This is a genomic window from Proteiniclasticum ruminis, assembly GCF_900115135.1.
Lineage (GTDB): Bacteria > Bacillota > Clostridia > Clostridiales > Clostridiaceae > Proteiniclasticum > Proteiniclasticum ruminis_A.
In genome coordinates this window covers 22,431-40,479 of sequence record NZ_FOVK01000009.1, presented here as the reverse complement: position 1 = coordinate 40,479, position 18,049 = coordinate 22,431, and the positions used below count along the sequence as shown (strand labels likewise).

At 46.6% G+C, this 18,049-nt stretch carries 17 protein-coding genes; 7 read left to right on the top strand and 10 right to left on the bottom strand.

The window, feature by feature from the left end; all coding sequences use genetic code 11:
* Positions 1-57: 57 nt before the first annotated feature.
* From argH to BM243_RS11585, 4 genes are all read right to left on the bottom strand, one after another.
* Positions 58-1,446 carry an argininosuccinate lyase gene (argH, locus tag BM243_RS11600; RefSeq protein WP_074912525.1) on the bottom strand — a complete coding sequence of 463 codons (1,389 nt, stop codon included), beginning with the start codon at positions 1,444-1,446 and terminating at the stop codon, positions 58-60.
* A gap of 24 nt (positions 1,447-1,470) precedes the next feature.
* Positions 1,471-2,997 (bottom strand): Na+/H+ antiporter NhaC family protein, encoded by a 1,527-nt coding sequence (locus BM243_RS11595; RefSeq protein ID WP_074912524.1) that lies wholly within the window; start codon positions 2,995-2,997, stop codon positions 1,471-1,473.
* Positions 2,998-3,250: 253 nt separating this feature from the next.
* Positions 3,251-3,586 (bottom strand): hypothetical protein, encoded by a 336-nt coding sequence (locus BM243_RS11590; protein WP_074912523.1) that lies wholly within the window; start codon positions 3,584-3,586, stop codon positions 3,251-3,253.
* A complete protein-coding gene (locus BM243_RS11585; protein WP_074912522.1) occupies positions 3,586-4,911 on the bottom strand; it encodes a DUF1576 domain-containing protein in 1,326 nt (441 codons plus the stop codon). The genes BM243_RS11590 and BM243_RS11585 overlap by 1 nt, the downstream gene beginning before the upstream one ends.
* A gap of 245 nt (positions 4,912-5,156) precedes the next feature.
* On the opposite strand from BM243_RS11585, the gene BM243_RS11580 reads away from it, so the two are divergent.
* The gene (locus BM243_RS11580; protein WP_074912521.1) at positions 5,157-5,399 is read left to right on the top strand and encodes a hypothetical protein; all 243 of its coding nucleotides are present in this window, start codon (positions 5,157-5,159) and stop codon (positions 5,397-5,399) included.
* A gap of 25 nt (positions 5,400-5,424) precedes the next feature.
* Entirely contained in the window at positions 5,425-5,775 is a 351-nt protein-coding gene (locus BM243_RS11575; RefSeq protein ID WP_074912520.1) for a DUF2200 domain-containing protein, read from the top strand.
* Positions 5,776-5,870: 95 nt separating this feature from the next.
* Here BM243_RS11575 and BM243_RS11570 read toward each other — a convergent pair whose 3' ends face one another.
* From BM243_RS11570 to BM243_RS11545, 6 genes are all read right to left on the bottom strand, one after another.
* Positions 5,871-6,755: a VOC family protein gene (locus BM243_RS11570; protein ID WP_074912519.1), complete on the bottom strand. Its 885-nt coding sequence runs from the start codon at positions 6,753-6,755 to the stop codon at positions 5,871-5,873.
* A gap of 141 nt (positions 6,756-6,896) precedes the next feature.
* Positions 6,897-8,291 (bottom strand): alpha/beta hydrolase family protein, encoded by a 1,395-nt coding sequence (locus BM243_RS11565; RefSeq protein ID WP_074912518.1) that lies wholly within the window; start codon positions 8,289-8,291, stop codon positions 6,897-6,899.
* The gene (locus tag BM243_RS11560) at positions 8,278-8,769 is read right to left on the bottom strand and encodes a lipocalin family protein (protein WP_074912517.1); all 492 of its coding nucleotides are present in this window, start codon (positions 8,767-8,769) and stop codon (positions 8,278-8,280) included. Before BM243_RS11560 ends, BM243_RS11565 begins: the two co-directional genes overlap by 14 nt.
* 186 nt (positions 8,770-8,955) lie before the next feature.
* Positions 8,956-9,954, bottom strand: a complete 999-nt coding sequence (locus BM243_RS11555; protein ID WP_143093586.1) for a hypothetical protein — start codon at positions 9,952-9,954, stop codon at positions 8,956-8,958.
* A 166-nt stretch (positions 9,955-10,120) separates the two neighbouring features.
* Complete coding sequence (locus BM243_RS11550; protein ID WP_074912515.1) at positions 10,121-10,939, bottom strand: cell division protein; 819 nt, start codon at positions 10,937-10,939, stop codon at positions 10,121-10,123.
* Positions 10,940-11,137: 198 nt separating this feature from the next.
* Positions 11,138-11,584: a pyridoxamine 5'-phosphate oxidase family protein gene (locus tag BM243_RS11545; protein ID WP_074912514.1), complete on the bottom strand. Its 447-nt coding sequence runs from the start codon at positions 11,582-11,584 to the stop codon at positions 11,138-11,140.
* Positions 11,585-12,155: 571 nt separating this feature from the next.
* Here BM243_RS11545 and BM243_RS11540 point away from each other — a divergent pair.
* The 5 genes from BM243_RS11540 (at position 12,156) to BM243_RS11520 (ending at position 17,968) form a co-directional block, all read left to right on the top strand.
* Entirely contained in the window at positions 12,156-13,067 is a 912-nt protein-coding gene (locus BM243_RS11540; protein ID WP_074912513.1) for an ABC transporter permease, read from the top strand.
* 12 nt (positions 13,068-13,079) lie between these two features.
* Entirely contained in the window at positions 13,080-14,150 is a 1,071-nt protein-coding gene (locus tag BM243_RS11535; protein ID WP_074912512.1) for an ABC transporter permease, read from the top strand.
* 4 nt (positions 14,151-14,154) lie between these two features.
* Positions 14,155-15,174: an ABC transporter ATP-binding protein gene (locus BM243_RS11530; RefSeq protein ID WP_074912511.1), complete on the top strand. Its 1,020-nt coding sequence runs from the start codon at positions 14,155-14,157 to the stop codon at positions 15,172-15,174.
* Complete coding sequence (locus tag BM243_RS11525; protein WP_074912510.1) at positions 15,152-16,114, top strand: ABC transporter ATP-binding protein; 963 nt, start codon at positions 15,152-15,154, stop codon at positions 16,112-16,114. Before BM243_RS11530 ends, BM243_RS11525 begins: the two co-directional genes overlap by 23 nt.
* A 111-nt stretch (positions 16,115-16,225) precedes the next feature.
* Positions 16,226-17,968, top strand: coding sequence for a peptide ABC transporter substrate-binding protein (locus BM243_RS11520; protein WP_074912509.1), 1,743 nt, complete (start codon positions 16,226-16,228; stop codon positions 17,966-17,968).
* The last annotated feature ends 81 nt before the right edge of the window (positions 17,969-18,049 follow it).

Here is an 18,049-nt window from a genome sequence, read left to right as displayed (position 1 = left end):
TAAGGAAAGAGCCCCCACATCGCGTAAGTCTTGATGTGAGGGCTCTAATTCTTGTCTTTAGTTTATGTTGACGTATCTCAGCAGTTCCCAGCCGGATGCAATCTGGCGCTCCACATCTTTTGGAGCGGTGCTGCCATAGGAGTTTCTTCTCTCTATGGAGCCTTCCATGGAAAGATCTGGAAGGGACATGCCGGCAAGGCGCTGATCTATGAGAAGGAGAGATTCCTCTGTCAGGTCCTCCAAAGTTAGATCATGCTCTTCACAGTACTTTACGGCTTTTCCCACCAGCTCGTGACAGGTTCTGAAGGGGATGCCCTGAAGCACCAGATGTTCAGCCAGATCCGTAGCCTGAAGGAAGCCTTTTTCCATGTGCTTTTTCATATCCGGTGCTTTGAACACTGTGTTTTCAAGCATTTCCGTGAAGATCATGGCGGAGGTCTTGATGGTTTTCACCGTATCAAAGAGCGCTTCCTTGTCTTCCTGCAGGTCTTTGTTGAAGGCCATGGGAAGACCTTTCAGCACCGTGAGAAGCCCCATGAGGTGACCATAGACACGGCCTGTCTTTCCGCGGATGAGTTCAGGAATATCCGGGTTCTTCTTTTGAGGCATGATGCTGCTGCCGGTGCAGAAGCCGTCATCGATCTCGATGAAGCTGAACTCCTGGGCATTCCACAGGATAAATTCTTCCGATATCCGGCTGAGATGGGCCATGAATAGAGAAGAAAAGCTCAGAAACTCTACGATGAAGTCTCTGTCTGATACAGTGTCCATGGCGTTTTCAGTGACGGTCTTAAACCCAAGGAGCTTAGCGGTATAGTGGCGGTCAATGGGGATGGTGGTTCCTGCCAAAGCGCAGGCACCCAAAGGATTCTCGTCGGTTCTTTCATAGCATCCCTGAAGCCTCATGAGATCTCTTTTGAACTGCTGGAAGTAGGCCATGAGATGAAAGCCTACGGTGACAGGCTGCGCATGCTGCAGGTGTGTGAAGCCAGGCATGAGAATCTCTTTGGTGGCTTCTGCCTGATGAAGGAGGGTTTCAAGAAGTCCTTTGAGAATCTCAAAAATTTCCTCCATCTCTTCCTTCAGATACAGTCTCACATCCAGGATCACCTGGTCGTTGCGGCTTCTGGCGGTATGGAGCTTTCTTCCGGTGTCTCCAATGTCTTTGATGAGCTGGCTTTCGATGGCCATGTGGATGTCCTCATCTTTGTAGGTGAAGAGGAGCTCTCCCGAGGCGATTTTCTTTTCGATATCAGAGAGTCCCTTGACGATGGCTTCCAGTTCATGGGGGCTTAGATGCCCCATCTTCTGAAGCATCGTGGCATGGGCAATGCTGCCTCTGATGTCCTGTCTGTAGAGGGTTTTGTCAAAGGTGATGGAAGCGTTGAACTCCTCCACCATCTGGTTCATTTCTTTTTTGAAGCGGCTGCTCCATAGATTTTTCAAGTTTCTTTTCCTCCTTCAGTTTCACTAGGCTGCGTGCAGTTTTTTCTCTTCGTGGATGCGTACCCCTTTATACTTGGACCCTGCGATATACAGCACGGTGACAAGAATCAGCGATAAGACCACAGAAAGTGCGCTGCCAGTTACTCCTGCAAAGAGATATCCGATGAGTGCAGCTGTTCCGTTCAGGAGCGCGTAAGGCAGCTGTGTTTTCACATGGTCCACGTGATCGCAGCCTGCCCCGGAAGACGCCAGGATGGTGGTGTCAGAGATGGGGGAGCAGTGGTCTCCAAACATTCCTCCGGAAAGGACAGCACCGATGGAGGCATAAAGTGGTGCGCCCAAAGCTGTAGCCATGGGAATCACAAGTGGCATTAAGATGGCATAGGTGCCCCAGGAGCTTCCAGTGGCAAAGGAGAGGACTGCGCCAAGGAGAAAGGTCACAGCGGGAACCAGAAATGCAGGAAGAGATCCGCTGGCAATGCTGACAATGTAGCTTGATGTTCCGAGCTCTTTGCTCACGGCGCTCAAGGACCAGGCGAGAACGAGAATCACAGCTACGTTCATCATCTTCGCCATACCACCCAGATAGATGGAGAAGGTTTCTTCAAAGCTTTTCACCTTGTGGTAGACCATCATGAGGATCAGCACCGCGGAAGCCAGAAGGTATCCAGTGCTCAGTGCACTTCTAAAAGCGCTTCCAGGCACCTGCTTGAAGGGGAATCCCAAAGGAGCCAGGATGCCAAAAAGAGTGACAAAAAGAACCAGAAGTGGAAGAAACACCAGAGAGGATTTACTTTCTTTCACCTCCATCTGATCTGTTTTTCGCATGGGCTTTGAGGTGGACCAGTACTTCTCACCGGTTTCCTGGACCCTTTTCTCAGCTTTCGCCATGGCGCCGAACTCATAGCCGCTGAAGGCGATGAGGGGGACCAAGAAAACTGCGAGAATGGAGTAGATATTGAAGGGGATGGACTTGATGAAGGCTGTCCAGTCAGATTCAGTAACGCCCAGGAGCTCATACTCTTTCTGGATGAGGCCCATGATGTAGACTCCCCAGCCGATGAAAGGCACAAGGACCGCCACAGGAGATGCCGTGGAGTCGATGATGTAGGCCAGCTTCTCCTTGGAAACCTTCAGCTTGTCAAAGAGTGGTTCGAAGATGGGGCCCACGATGAGGGGGGTGCCAAGATCAGAGAAGAAGATGATGATGCCGCCGATCCAAGCCGCTAGCTGGACTTTCGCTCGGGTCTTTATGACCTGGGAGGCTTTGGCAGCAAAAGCCAGGGCTCCGCCGGACTTTTCCATGAGGGCGATGAATCCTCCGATGAAGACCAGAAGAACCAGAACCCCTGCATTATAGGAATCCTGAAGCTGAGCGAAGAAGTAGGTGCCGATCATTTCTGTCAGCGCAGTGACGGGAGAGAAGTTCACCAGAATGAGTACCCCGGTGAACACACTGACAAAGAGAGCCAGTACGACGTTTTTATATTTGATGGCAATGGTGACTGCAAGAATCACTGGGACTAAAGATAGAAAACCGAAATTTGGCATGTTGATCATTCCTCCATTATTTAGCTTTGATTGATATTGATGTTGAGCCTTCTGATGAAGGAGATGGTACTTGCCATGTCTCCGGGTCCTCCTTTGAATTAGAATATTTATGCATAAAATGCACTATTTATACATAATATCCGGGCAAGGGTAAGAAGTCAAGAGGTAAAAATGGCTTAAAATAAGGTTATACGTTTTCAGGGCAATAAAAAACATGCATAGATTTTATTCATCTATGCATGTTGGTGATGATTTAATAGTCTCGTTCCACGTGGATGGTGAGCGTATGATCTTTAAAAGTCCCGGCTCCACAATCCACCAGAGAGCCCAAAAGATGCAGTTCCTGTCTTTTGCTGGAAGCCCCCAGAAGGCTCCAGTAATATTCCTCGTATTCAGGCTTTCGTGGTTCATTGAGAAGCTTGATCAGCTGGGGAAGATCCTGGGGTTCCACATCTGTGGAGCCTCTCACTGTAATGATGAGTTTCTTTTCATCAGAGAAAAAGGAGATGTCGAGTTTTTCCACCCCGTGGTGCAGAAAATATCCAAGAACTTCCTCCAGAATTTTTACAGAGCGCAGTTTGTTGTCCATTACAGATCTTCCTCCCACGTATACTTATTGATGTTCAGTGCATCCAGGATCGGCACCAGGATGGCTGCGACAAATCCACCGGAGAATCCGTTGTTGTAGAGGTTCATACCGCCGTGAAGATCCCCTACATTCATCACAACAGCCATATGGATGAATCCTGCCAGAAGTCCAGGGAGGATGCCATAAGCACCGGCAATGGGTGCAAGATTTGTGGCAAAAAGAGCGGCCAGGAGAGAACTGATGGAGGACACTTCCCAATGGAACACAAAATTGGATAGGTAGACCCCTGCCATGACTGGAATCACATTTTTCACATGTTTTCCAAATGCGCCAAATCCAACCACGGTGAAGATCCCTCCGAAGACAGGTCCGTTGAGGGTTCCGCCAGCAAGGTACAGGTATCCCAAGGACAAAAAGCCCAGAAGACCCATGTTGAGAACGGTGACGGAAAAACCATCCGATGCAGTGAAATCTGACACCAGCTGTCCTGGCTTTTTAAAGAGATGCAGGAGCCTCTTGGGCCAGTTTCTGTCATGGCTGACGCCAAAAAGAACCATGGCTGAAAAAAGCAGGAGAAGATACACCATAAGATAAGGGGAGGATTCTTTTAATAGCAGGACCTCCCGGTTGTTCTCCAAGGCAAAGGCACGCATGATGCTCATAAACAGCATACCCACAATGCCGCTGGTAAAGCCCATGTTGTAGAGACTGTATCCTTGGTGAAAGCGGATGAACTGGCTGGCAAGGGGCGGGATAATGAATCCAGCAAGGAGACCTGCGGCGATTCCTAAGAAGACACTGCCCGCATGAGGAAGCACAAACCCAAATGAAATCTGGCTTACGATGGGGCCAACGGCAGTGCCGAAGAAAGCGGGCAGGATGAACTTCCCAAAGGGCTCTTTCCGGTATTTCGCATGGAGAAAGACACCGGTCACAATGGGAATGCTGTTGTATAGATTTTTACCAAAGAACGCGAAGCCCCCAATGGTGAGAAGAGAAGCCATGAGCGGTCCACTCACAAGGGTTCCGCTCCGTTTGGCCACCCGGGTATAAAGCAGCATCATGAGCGCGCTGTTGACAAAAGCAGCGCCAATGTTTCCAACCTCCATGAAATCGGACAATAGAACGCTGGGGGACAGCTGGATCCGAAGAAGTCCCTCGAAGATCTCTTTAGGAGAGTTAAAAAAGAAACCTGTGAGAAGACTGAAGAGGGCAATGGCATAAAGAAACAGTTCCCGGGTTTTTTGTGGAATATCAGGAATGTCCTGAGAAGCTTTATTCCTTGACTGTATTTTTTTTCGTGGTAGAGCAGTTGTTGTTGCCACGTAAGATTCTCCTTCTTTGCATAAATTTTCCTTAGTATATCAAATCATCTGGCTTTCGCAAAGAAAAAGAATCGGTGTAAAAGAAAAATTCATAAATTCATAATGGGCTGAGTTGCGGATAGATACGAATCCCAAACGGAAAGGGATCCAAAAGGACTGACCTGAAAAGACTTTTGTTTCCCTTGGTTTTCAGCTCGTGGTAAAATGAGTGCAAAGAACAGCAAAAAAAGGAGAGGAGGATCAGCATGAGTTTTAATTTCGATCAGAACCGGCATGTGGCGAATCGGGTGGGGCAGGAAGTGGAAATCAAAGAGCAGGCAAGAAAAGAGAAGAACCGGATGGAGCTTCCCGATGAGGAAAAAAGGGACAAGGAAGACTTTTCCTATAAAGCCCAGCGCAAAAAGCGTCTTTACCGGAACCTCACTGGGATTGTAGCAATTCTTCTCATCCTCTATGTGGTGTACTGGTTTGCCATGAGACTTTTCTAGTTTCAAGTAATAACGGAGGTATAGTATGACACACAAGATCTTCAGTATGAGCTTTGGAAGAATCTATCCCATGTATGTGGCCAAGGCGGAGAAAAAAGGAAGAACAAAAGAAGAAGTGGATGAAATCATCCTCTGGATGACAGGGTATGATGAGGAAGGGCTTCAAGAAGTGCTGAGGGAAGAGAAAACGGTGGAGCGCTTTTTTCAGGAAGCACCAAAGCTTCATCCCAATAGAACCCTCATTAAAGGAGTCATCTGTGGTGTGCGGGTGGAGGAGATTGAAGATCCCCTCATGAGAGAAGTCCGATACTTGGATAAACTCATCGATGAACTGGCCAAAGGAAAGGCCATGGAGAAAATTCTAAGAGAGGCGTAAGTCATTTTTTTGGAAAAGATGAAATGAACCTATAGATAAAGATAGAGCAGAGAGTTTTGAGGTAGATACACCTAAGACTCTCTGCTCTATTTCATTTATTCACCCAGCCGGGCTTTTTCTAAAGCGGCAATATCCAGCTTCTTCATCTCAAGAAGGGCTTCTGTTACTCTTTTCACTTCCTCTTTTGATCCTGTGACAAAGATGTCGTCAAAGTCCTCTGGAACAATCTGCCAGGAAAGCCCGTATTTGTCTTTGATCCATCCACACTGCTCCGCTTCTTTCACAAAGGAAAGGTGGTCCCAGAAGTAATCAATCTCTTCCTGGTCTTTGCAGTTCACAATGAAAGAGAGGGCTTCTGTAAAGATCTCTTCTCCTTCCATGGCATGATCCATGGCGGTGAAAAGCATCTTCTGCAGGGAGAACTGCAGATAGTTCACCTTGGCTTTAGCGCTAGAGGCCTCTCCCTCCTGATAGAAACTGACAAAGTCCACGGAGCTTTCTGGAAAGACCGATGCATAGAAGTTTCCGGCTTCCTCTGCCTTGCCGCAGACGTCTTTCGCAAACAGCAGACAGGGCAGGATTTTTTGAGAGATGGGCTCTGCTTCCACCAAGGAGAGCTGCCAGGAAAGGCCAAACCGGTCCTGGATCCATCCATAATAAGGGGAGAAGGGATAGCTGTTCAGTTCCATGAGAACTTCTCCACCCTCTGCAAAGGCTTTCCACAACCGGTCCACCTCTTCTTTTTCTTTGCACTGGACCATAAAGGACACAGACGGATTGAATTTGAAGTAGGGACCACCGCTGATGGCGGCAAATTCCTGACCGGCTAACGTGAAATAGTGAAGGGGCGCATCTCCGGAAGGCGTGTCTTCGATGACAATATCCCGGAGCATTCTGGAGTCTTCAAAAAGGCTCATATAGAAAGTGACAGCTTCTTTCGCTTCCTGGTCAAACCACAGATGGGGCACGATATTTTTCATGGGCTGCTCCTCCTCATTTTTCATAGGTTGCTTACACTGTATAAAAGAGAAGAAAGATGTTCAATATCAGAACGGAAACGAAACAGCAAACGTTTCATGAACGGTTGTGGAAATCACGAACAAAGCATGATGCATCGGGAATCAGAAGCTTCTTTCCCTGGCTGGTTTCCATAGAGAAGGAAGATCCTCTTCTTGGATGGGGAGAAGATCCTCATACCGGGAAAGCACATCCTCTAGAGGTAAAATCCCCGGGATATTTTCTCCGCCAAGAGTTTCCTGGAAAAAGGACAGGAGAAGCGCCTTCTGGATTTCAGAGGACTTTTCTGGTCCCAGTTTTCCAGAAAAACCGATGTAGGGAGAAATGGGGGAGTACATGTAAGCCATGGAGAAGTCCACATGGTTGGTCTCTCTCATCTCAAATAAAGAAGCTTCACTGCTTGCGGATAAAAGGGTCCTGAGATAAAGATTGTTGGGTCCTTCAGACCACTGGCTGCTTCTTACAAAAAGCGCCGGAATGGAGAGTCCTTGGGAAAGAGCTTCTCCTCCTAAAGGCTCCAGCCAGGCATCCAGACCCAGAAGGGCAGAAATTCTACGGTCTTTCTGAGCGGCATAGACATCGCCGCCGCCACCAGTAGAATGTCCAAGGACGCCCACGGAGCTGAGGTTCATGGCATGGAAGAAGGGATCCTTCTCGTCTTTCTTCCGGGTTAGATCCTCCAGAACACTAAGAACATCTTCACCATAGGTGCTCATAAGAAGGGAAGAGGCCTTCTGGAAGGCTTCCGCAGAGACTCGGCTGGGGAGGGCTTCTTTTTTCAGGAGAGCAGTGGAACCATCCTTCAGTGGTACGGCCTGGGAGCCGTAGGTATGGTCAATGGATAGGGCGATGAATCCATATGACGCCAGATGTTCGGCGAAATCCGTATGAAGCTGCCGGAAACCCTGCCATCCATGAGAAATGAGTACTACAGGATAGGGGTTTTCCTTCGGAAGCAAAGGGGCATTCAGGTAGGCGTTGGCGTAGATCTCTGCCGTATGGTCCAAAAGGAAAGAGGGAAACCGGAAGCTTTCCGCTAAAGTCCGGGTCAGAGTTTTCCCTTCGGTGATCCATTTTGCTTTTTCGTATCCGTCCGTTTCTTCTGCAGGGTACCAGATCTGGTAGGCAATCTGCCGGTGATCTTCTGAATCCTCTGTATAAGGCTCATCCCGGGTGGTGTCTTCCAGAAGATAGATCTTTGTGCCAACCTTGTAGGGTCCTTCCGGCTCTTTGATCTTCATCTTTGGGAACGCGGCGGAAAAGAGGAGAAAAAGAACAAGGAGGGTTCCACCCAGAAAAAGGAAAACACGATGTGTGCTTTTTCCTGGATGAAAAGCACCAAAGGCTTCCAGAAGAAAGAAACCAAGAGACAGCAAAAAGAGCGCGTACAGAGGATAGAACTGCCACCGGGGTTTTCCAAGGAGAAGAAATAGTATAGGAAGCAGAAGCAGAATGCTGAAATGAATCGGATGGGTTTTTATCTGTTTAAAGAGATCCATGGTGCCTCTCCTCCTTCTGATTGGTTTTCAGGATACGCTTCGTGTCGATGCCATGGGTTTTCAGAAAATCAAGAATCTCCCGGAGATCCTCTTTGGGCAGGGCTTTCTCTCTTGCAAGAATCCAGAGACTCTCCTTGCTTTTTCCGACGACAACAGCGTAGCGGTAGTCCTCTGCAATCTTGATGACGTTATACTCCCCTTTGAAGGGCCAGAAAAACTGTACATAAAGAGCGCCGGGTTCCTTTTCCTTCCGTATCCAGGCTTTGCCGCGGATGCCAACTTTCCTGCCGTTTCTGTAGCCTGTATTGTGCACCCGAAGAATACCCTTTTCATCCAGATGATACCGGGCGGTGACGTGTGTCAGCTGTCTCTGTTCTCTTTGCGGCAGCTTTCCGATTTCATACCAGAGTCCGAGATATTTTTCTAGATTTAATTCCTTTACAGTGGGGATGGGTGTTTCTTGTTTTTTCCAGAACATAAACTTCAACCTCATTCCAATGGATGATTTCTTTTTCTCATGGTATCACAAAAACATATACTGCTCCATAAAACGCCTTTTCTATGACAGACTGAAGGGGAAGGCAGAGGAAACTCTGGAAAGGACAAAACGCACCGGGTGGATGCGCCTATATAGTGGCATCTACCGAGTGCGTTTTCGATCGTATTATCGTAAATACTGTCCATAGGAGCGGAAAAGATCTGTCACTTCATTGAGGTAATCATAGTACTCCCGATCTGAAAGTGGTGTGCCTTCCAGCTCATTGAGTCTTCTGAAGTATCTGGGTGCTTTTTCTTTCTCCAAAATCACATCGCTGGCCACATAAAGAAGCTCAATGAGTTCTCGACTCTCCCCGAAAGTCGCGAGAAGGTCCTCTGCGATGCGGATGGTTTCGCTGAAAGCGTTCAGCTGGCAGTAAGCATTGGCCAGGCCAAACCCTGCATCATAGGTTGCTTCTTTCAGAAGGGCGGCCTGATAGTAAAGGACCGCTTCCTTATAGTGCTCTTCCTCATAGTGGTCATCAGCAGTTTTCAGTAAATCTTCATAGGAAACCAAAGAAAGATTTTCCATAGGCAGTGCTTCTTTCAGGTTATCAAGGATGCCGATGGCCACCTTGGGACCTTCATACTCCCGGATATAGCTCTGGACCTTTGGAATGAACTCGGTCCTTCCGTACTCGGATTTTGCATACCAGATGTTGGATTTGGACGCACCTTTTTGCGGCGTGGAGGATTTGGATCTTTTGATGGAAAAGGTCCGGTGGTCCTCTGGCAGAAGAGTGCAGTCGGTGGCGTTTGCCTTGAAGTTAAAATACAGGTAGTCCTCCTCATATAGGGGAAGACTCACCATTTCCCGATAAACTGTGGCATTCTCATACCATCCCACGATACGGGATTCCTCTTCACTTAGGGCAGCGGTGAACACCACAGTGACCCCCTGAAGCTCTTTGGCGCCCTGAGAGACGCTCCGGAAGTGCTTATCCAGTAAAATGTCCCCTCCGGTGCGTACATAACCATAGCAGTTTCCGTTGAAGTCCCGGAAGTTGTCTTTTTCAAACACATCGGAAGGATCTTTGAGAAGATGGCCCCCATGCTTTGGCTGGTCCTCCCTGGTGATGCCGTTGTAGTATTTCATCCAGCTGATATTACAAAATATATAGTCCATAAATTTCTCCCTTTTCATTTTTTTCACTGTTTTCAAGTGTACCACAAAGAGATTGGCAAATGCGCAGTTGCATCATATTTTTTAGGCTATGTTTGAGAGTAGTGTTGAAACTTAGGCATTGTAAAAGGCATTCCACTGAATCCTTTTGTTTCGCAATTGATAAAATCTACGAATTAGATTTATCATTGATAAGCCATGCAATTGCAATAAAATAACCGATTATTGGCGAAATTCCATAACCCATTACTGGAACAGGAAAATTACCAAATAGTGTAGAAATCAAAATAATTATAAAGTATACTCCAATACAAATTGAGGGCAACTTAGCACTTTGCGGTGGAAATAAGAAAAATGGCAATGGTAGCATTGCAAGAGAGATGATTCCTAAAACAAACCATACAACCCCCATACTAGCTACCATCTTAACTATTTCTTCAACATAGGGTACTGGAGGTAAACTATCTAAATACAACCACGAAAGGATTAGAATTATAGAAAACACGCCTGAAACACCTAAGCGATAACAACTCTTACTTGTTTTATTAAACAAAATAATTCCCATCGAAATCATAAAAGCAGTAGTTTGAGAAGCATCAGGTTGTAAAGCGAGTAGGATAGACACACTCATAGTTATTATAGTTATAGTCATCCAATTTGATTTTTTTGAAATTTTCCATAACCCTATAATTAAAAGAGGCAACACTATGCTTGCTACGTAGAACCTAATTGGACCAATAGATACCCATCTATGGACACCTTCCAATCCTACATCTAAAAAAGTTAATAACAAGAGTAGAATAGCTAATGGGACAATATAAATGCGGCCTATTATTTTATTTTTTCGCCATGAAAATTCTGAAAAAAGCATCACAATTAATGAAGCAAGAATATTTTGAATCCAAATAATCGTTGAAACTCCATTCATATACATTGCAACCGTTCCGATCACAATTGCAGGAAGTGGTATAAGGTATATTTTTTTCATTTAAACTCCTTGATAGATGAATTCTAATGCGCAAAATCTAAAAAATATAGTTATATCTGACTATAGATTGATATTCTACTGAATCTTCACGTAACATTCCATCTTCAACACCGGTTTCAACCATAGCCTTCTTTTATGAATGAAACCCAGGTGTCATGAAGGGAAAAAGCAGCTTCAGTGCTTTTTCCGTTGTCTGACTTAGTGGGATTCAGGCAGTGTGTAGTATTTTGCGTCTTCTATGCCATCCAGGTAGAGAAATTTATTTACGGTGACTTTAATGATGCAGGCATCTTTCAATTTGGAAAAAACTGAAAGATCAGGATGTTTTTCTGTAAGAAGGTTAAAAAGAGCATTTTCCTCTTCTTGATCCGCTATTATGAAGGCCTTTCCATAAACGGTGAGCGCCCGGACACTGCTGTAACTAGTCTTACTATTCTCCCGGGTATCAATGAGGAGGCTGACTTCAGGGTTTTCTACAACATTTGTATGTTTCAGACTCCCTTTTCGGGTCACCATGTAGAGCGTGTTTCCTTCTTCATTGGAAAGATACAGCATCAGTGAACTGTTGGGCAGATTATTTTTGGATGTGGAGAGAACACAGAAATGATTATCCTTGACCATTTGGATACAGCTTTCTTTAGACATAACATCACCTCATGTAATTTTAATCATTATACCATCTCAAGAAGAATTCGGAATGAATAACAGGAAGAGAATTAGAAAAAGCCATCCTTTGTGATGAGGAAGATCTGTCTTTTGGAACGAGGACAGAGAGGAGAGAGTAAAGTCCTCAAAATATCGTTAATATATTCACAAGAAATCCGTGAATTCTTCATTTTTCTTTGGACGAAAGTCAGAGAAAAGGCAAAGAAGTAAAATGTCCTGATCAGGAACATGTCTTCTCTATAAAGATTTATTAAAAGTATAATTTTCTGATTATTCAAATAGATATCTGTGTAAACATTTATGTAAACGTAATTATGCAGTACAGACAGAAATATACAACAGCATCGTGCAAACATGTGTATTCAGCGAGAGGACAAAATATTAGTCTTTTTGCAAGATTTTATACAATTCAGATTGTTTTGAGATTATCAGGTTATTATCAAGAATTACATATTATTGACAAAATGTTAATAGAGGAATAATATTGGTATCAATAACACAGGGTTCCTACTGTTTTTTGGGAATCCTGATGGCAGAAGGAGGGGTTTAAGTGCTTCGGTATGTAGTAAAGCGTGTGGGTCTTGCGGTGCTTACGGTATTCATCATCACAGCCATCACATTTTTCACCATGAATGCAATCCCTGGTGGACCGTTTTCCAAGGAAAAGGCACCCAGTGAAGCGGTGAAGGCGGTGCTGGAAGCCCGCTTTAATCTGGATAAATCCGTACCTGAACAGTATGTTCTCTATCTTGGAAATATTCTGGAAGGTGATTTTGGGGTATCGATCAAGACGGGAAGAGACATTGCACTGACCATCACAGAGTCCTTTTCCATCTCAGCAAGGCTAGGCGGTATGGCTGTCGTGGTGGCTCTTACAGTGGGGCTTGTCATGGGAAGCCTTGCAGCGCTCACCAGAAATAAGCTCCCGGACCGGCTGATCATTTTCTTCTCCACCTTGTCCACAGCAGTCCCAAGTTTTGTGCTGGCGACGCTTCTGCTTCTGGTCTTTTCCATCCAATTGGGATGGATCCAAGTCTGGAGTGCAGAATCCACCAACTACATTCTTCCAGTCATCGCGCTTTCGCTCTATCCCATGGCCTATATCACGAGACTGACGAAAAGCAGCATGCTGGATGCACTGGGACAGGATTACATCAGAACCGCTAAGGCCAAGGGCGTAGCCCAGTGGAAGATTATTTTCAAGCATGCCCTCAGAAATGCGCTGATTCCAATCATCACCTATGTAGGCCCTATGACAGCTTATATTCTTACGGGAAGTCTGGTGGTGGAATCTGTATTTACCATCGGAGGACTTGGATCAAAATTTGTCAGTGGAATCACCAATAGGGATTATCCCATGATCATGGCCACCACCATTTTCCTGGCTACCCTCATGGTCATCGCCAATCTCATCAGTGACCTTGTATATAAACTGGTTGATCCAAGAATCAGCTTTGACTAGGAGGTATGTTTTATGCAAAGAGCAGAACGCGAGAATATCAAAAACAGCTTCAGTCTGCAGCTGGATCACCATGCATTTGAGCTGGCTACAGAGGAAGAGAAGCTTCAGCAGGAGGTCATGGGAGAATCCACCACGTTCTTCAAGGACGGCATGAGAAAGCTCATGAGAAACCCTTTGGCGGTGTTCAGTCTGGCGGTTCTATCCATCATTCTTCTGACCATCATCGTGGCACCTCATGTGGTGCCCTACAAGTATTCTGAGATCATTTCCGTGGACGGCAAGAGAGACAGAGGGGCAAAAAATCTCAAACCCTTTGAGTATTCAGAGCTGGAGCAGGAGTATATCGACAACGGTGGAGAAGTGTTTCCCCATATTTTCGGTACCGATGCCCTCTCTAGAGATTACTTCATCCGTGTGGTCTATGGCACAAGAGTATCTTTGAGTGTAGGTCTTTTCGCCAGTCTCATTGTGCTGGTCATTGGACTTTTATATGGCAGCATTTCCGGTTATGTCGGTGGACGGGCGGATCTCATCATGATGAGAATCGTCGACATCATCTATTCTCTGCCTGATATGCTGATCATCATCTTGCTCTCCGTGGTTCTGGACCAGGTGCTTCAAAGCGCCGGGGGAGGGATCGTGGACCGGCTGGGCAGCAATATGATCAGTATCTTCCTGGTCTTTGGACTTCTTTACTGGGTGGGGATGGCAAGGCTTGTCAGAGGACAGATTCTCTCCATCAAGAAGAACGAGTATGTGCTGGCTGCCAAAACTTCTGGTGCAAAAGCATCGAGAATCATCCGGAAGCATATCCTGCCCAACAGCATCAGTGTCATTATAATTTCTACTGCACTGCAGATTCCTTCCGCAATCTTCACGGAAAGCTTTCTGAGCTTTGTGGGTCTTGGGGTTCAGGCGCCGATGCCTTCGCTGGGGTCTTTGGCCAATGCCGCCAGAGAAGGTCTTCAGAGTTATCCCTATAAGCTTCTTTTCCCAGCCACCATCATCTGTCTCATCGTTTTGTCTCTGAACCTTTTGGGCGATGGTATGAGAGATGCGTTCGATCCTAAGTTAAGGAAGTGATGATATGAGTGAGTATTTATTGGAGGTCAAGAACCTCCACACCTCATTTTTCACCGATGCCGGTGAAGTCCAGGCAGTCAATGGCGTCTCCTTCAACCTGGAAAAGGGAAAGATCCTGGGGATCGTTGGAGAATCCGGTTCCGGGAAAAGCGTCACGGCTTATTCCATCATGAGTATCCTGGCGGATACGGGGAAGGTGACAGAAGGAGAAATCTATTATAAAGGTGAAAATGTTCTGGAGTTTGACAAGAAGAGAATCCATAACTTCAGAGGAAAGAATGTCAGCATTATCTTTCAAGACCCCATGACAAGTCTCAATCCGGTGTTCACCATCGGGAATCAGCTGGAAGAGGCAATTCTCCTCCACACCGGACGAAGCAAGAAGGAAGCCAAGGAGCATGCAGTGAAGATGCTGGAGCTGGTGGGGGTGAATGAACCTGGTAAGCGAGTGAAGCAGTATCCGTATGAGCTTTCCGGAGGGATGCGGCAAAGAGTCATGATTGCCATGGCCCTGGCCTGTGAACCGGATGTCCTCATTGCAGATGAACCTACCACTGCCCTGGATGTGACCATCCAGGCACAGATTCTGGAACTGATGCAAGAGCTTCAGGAGAAGCTAGGCATGGCCATCATCCTGGTGACCCATGATCTGGGCGTCATTGCAGAAATGTGTGATGAGATCATCGTCATGTATGGCGGCCGGGTCTGTGAAAGAGGTACGGCAGATGATATCTTCTACAGTCCTTCCCATGAATATACCAAAGGGCTTCTGAACTCCATTCCGAATATCAGAAGCGTGAAAGAAAGACTGAAACCCATCGCGGGCACACCCATAAATCTTCTCAACATGCCTTCGGGCTGTGCTTTTGCGAGCAGATGCGACAAAGCCATGAAGATCTGTCTCAAGGAAGTTCCAGAAGAGCTTCACTTAGGCGGTGTACATGCAGCAGCCTGCTGGCTCAACGTGAAGAAAATGCTGGAAAGCAGGAAGGAGGAGGAACATGGAAGAGAAGTATCTCATTGAAGTGGAAAATCTCAAACAGTATTTTCCCATCAGCATGGGCTTTTTCAAAACACAGATGCTGAAAGCTGTGGATGATGTCTCCTTCAAAATAAAACCCGGTGAAACCCTGGGCCTTGTGGGAGAGTCCGGATGCGGAAAGACCACCGTGGGCAGATCCATCGTGCGGCTTTATGAGCCCACGGCAGGAAGTGTCTACTTTGATGGGGAGCTGGTGAGTAAAGACAACATCACGGCCATGAGAAGAAACATGCAGATGGTGTTCCAGGACCCCTATTCCTCCCTCAATCCAAGAATGACGGTGGAAGACATCATCGGAGAACCCTTTGATGTGCATAAACTCTACAGCAACAAGCGGGAGAGAAGAGAGAAGATCTTGAATCTTATGGAGCTTGTGGGGCTGAATGCAGAGCATGCCGCCCGGTACGCCCACGAGTTTTCCGGAGGACAACGACAAAGAATTGGCATCGCTAGAGCCCTTGCGGTGGAGCCGAAGTTCATCGTCTGCGATGAGCCGGTGTCAGCCCTTGACGTATCCATCCAGGCCCAGGTGCTCAATATGTTTGAGGATCTCCAGAGTAAGCTTGGTGTGGCCTATCTCTTCATTGCCCATGATCTTCTTGTGGTCCATCATCTGGCAAACCGTATTGCGGTGATGTATCTTGGGAAAATCGTGGAGATTGCCGATGCAGATGAACTGAACAGTCATCCAGTGCATCCGTATACCTTGTCGCTGCTGTCCGCTGTGCCCATCCCGGATCCTAAGATTGCCAGGGAAAAGAAGAGAATTGTGCTGGAAGGGGATGTGCCCAGTCCACTAAAGATGCCCAGCGGCTGCTCTTTCAGAACCAGATGCCGCTATGCAACGGCAAAGTGTGCAGAGGAAATGCCGCCCCTTCTCGATAGAGGTGGAGAACATTTTGTTGCCTGCTGGAATGTGTAGAAGAACCGATCCTTGAGGTAATTGTGAGGACCTCTCAGAGGCTTGTTTGACAGATCTCTGGGAACACTCAGAAAAATATTACGGTAGTTCAAAAAAAAGGAGGAAATTACTATGAAAAAGCCCCTAGCGTTGTTGCTTGCTGCGCTCATGTCCTTGTCGGTGCTTGTTGCCTGCGGAGAGAAAGAGGAAACTCCTGAGACCCCAGAAACTCCTGTTGAGACTCCTGGGGAAGAAGAACCTGCAGAAGATGTGGTGGATGCTCTGGATTGGGCAGAATATGATGCCCTCATTAAAGAGATCAAATCCAGCACAGACTTTGTTGCCCGTGAAGCGCTGATGCATAAAGCAGAAGATATGCTCATGGAGACCTTCGCTTTAGTGCCTATCTATTATTACAATGATATTTATCTGCAGAAACCGGATGTGACAGGTATTTACTCCAATCCATACGGAACCAAGTACTTCATGTACGGTGCTGCACCCAATAATGTGCTGAAGCTTCAGCTGGCCAGTGAACCAGACAAACTGGATCCTGCACTGAACAGTACGGTGGATGGTGCAACTCTTGCAGCCAATACCTTTGTTGGACTTTACACCTATGATGACAAAGGAAATCTGGCACCTGCTCTTGCCGAAAGCTACACAGAGTCGGAAGATGGCCTTACCTATGTGTTCACTCTGAAAGACGGCCTCAAGTGGAGCGACGGTTCAGAGCTCAATGCCAAGGATTTTGAGTATGCATGGAAAAGAGCTGCAGATCCAGCAACCGCTGCAGACTACAGCTACATGTTCAACTCCATCGCTGGTTTTGATGACAACAACCTTCAGGTGACCGCTTCTGAAGATGGAAAGACCCTGACTGTTGTGTTATCTGCTCCTACTGCTTACTTCCTGGATCTTGTGGCCTTCCCAACCTATCTGCCTGTAAAGAAAGATGTTGTGGAAGCTCCTGCAGATTATGCGACCAATCCTGGCGCATGGGCTCTGGAAGCTGGTTTTGTGTCTAATGGTGCTTATACACTGCAGACCTGGAACCACAATGAAAGTATGGTCTATGTGAAGAATCCAAACTACTACAACGCAGACAAGGTGAAGATTGAAAAACTGGAATTCATGCTGAGTGATGACGATGCGGCGATCTACGCAGCATACAAGTCCGGAGACCTTCAGTTCATAGACACCGTTCCTACAGACGAAATCGCAGGACTTCTCAGCAGCGAAGAATTTAACATCGTGGATCAGCTGGGAACCTATTATGTGACCTTCAACGTAAAGAGCAAGCTCTTTGAAGGCAAGACTCCTGCACAGGCTAATGCCATGAGAAAAGCCATCGCACTTCTCATCGACAGAGGATACATTGCTGAAAATATTGGACAGACAGGCCAGCAGCCAGCCAACGCCTTCATCCCTGCAAAGATGATGGATGGACATGGCGGTGAGTTCAAGACCAACGATGCAGACTACACCTATCCAGACGAAGCAACCGCTGGATACTTTGACCCAGAATATTCCGATGCAGGTGTTGAAGAAGCTCTGGCTCTCTTAGAAGAAGCAGGATTCACCATCACTGCAGATGGAATGCTGGATGCATCCACACCACTCAGCTTTGAGTATGTGACCAATGAGTCCTCCGCACATGTAGCCATTGCAGAAGCAATTCAGCAGGACCTGGCTGTTGTGGGTATCGATATGACCATCAAGACTCTGGAGTGGAGCGTATTCCTAAACGAGAGAAAAGCTGGTAACTTTGATGTAGCTAGAAACGGATGGATCGCAGACTTCAACGACCCTATCAACATGCTTGAAATGTGGACATCTGACTCGGGCAACAATGATGCTCAGTTTGGTAAATAAATCTCCTTGAATGAAAGGGGGTCAGCACTTGGTGCTGACCCTTCTTTCTTTCCATTTATTATGTTTTAAATGTGTAAGTGT

Bases quoted from the DNA above. Each gene is read 5' to 3' on its own strand.
- BM243_RS11595 (WP_074912524.1), bottom strand. From the start codon at position 2,997: ATGCCAAATTTCGGTTTTCTATCTTTAGTCCCAGTGATTCTTGCAGTC.
- BM243_RS11590 (WP_074912523.1), bottom strand. From the start codon at position 3,586: ATGGACAACAAACTGCGCTCTGTAAAAATTCTGGAGGAAGTTCTTGGA.
- BM243_RS11580 (WP_074912521.1), top strand. From the start codon at position 5,157: ATGAGTTTTAATTTCGATCAGAACCGGCATGTGGCGAATCGGGTGGGG.
- BM243_RS11575 (WP_074912520.1), top strand. From the start codon at position 5,425: ATGACACACAAGATCTTCAGTATGAGCTTTGGAAGAATCTATCCCATG.
- BM243_RS11570 (WP_074912519.1), bottom strand. From the start codon at position 6,755: ATGAAAAATATCGTGCCCCATCTGTGGTTTGACCAGGAAGCGAAAGAA.
- BM243_RS11565 (WP_074912518.1), bottom strand. From the start codon at position 8,291: ATGGATCTCTTTAAACAGATAAAAACCCATCCGATTCATTTCAGCATT.
- BM243_RS11560 (WP_074912517.1), bottom strand. From the start codon at position 8,769: ATGTTCTGGAAAAAACAAGAAACACCCATCCCCACTGTAAAGGAATTA.
- BM243_RS11555 (WP_143093586.1), bottom strand. From the start codon at position 9,954: ATGGACTATATATTTTGTAATATCAGCTGGATGAAATACTACAACGGC.
- BM243_RS11550 (WP_074912515.1), bottom strand. From the start codon at position 10,939: ATGAAAAAAATATACCTTATACCACTTCCTGCAATTGTGATCGGAACG.
- BM243_RS11545 (WP_074912514.1), bottom strand. From the start codon at position 11,584: ATGTCTAAAGAAAGCTGTATCCAAATGGTCAAGGATAATCATTTCTGT.
- BM243_RS11535 (WP_074912512.1), top strand. From the start codon at position 13,080: ATGCAAAGAGCAGAACGCGAGAATATCAAAAACAGCTTCAGTCTGCAG.
- BM243_RS11530 (WP_074912511.1), top strand. From the start codon at position 14,155: ATGAGTGAGTATTTATTGGAGGTCAAGAACCTCCACACCTCATTTTTC.
- BM243_RS11525 (WP_074912510.1), top strand. From the start codon at position 15,152: ATGGAAGAGAAGTATCTCATTGAAGTGGAAAATCTCAAACAGTATTTT.
- BM243_RS11520 (WP_074912509.1), top strand. From the start codon at position 16,226: ATGAAAAAGCCCCTAGCGTTGTTGCTTGCTGCGCTCATGTCCTTGTCG.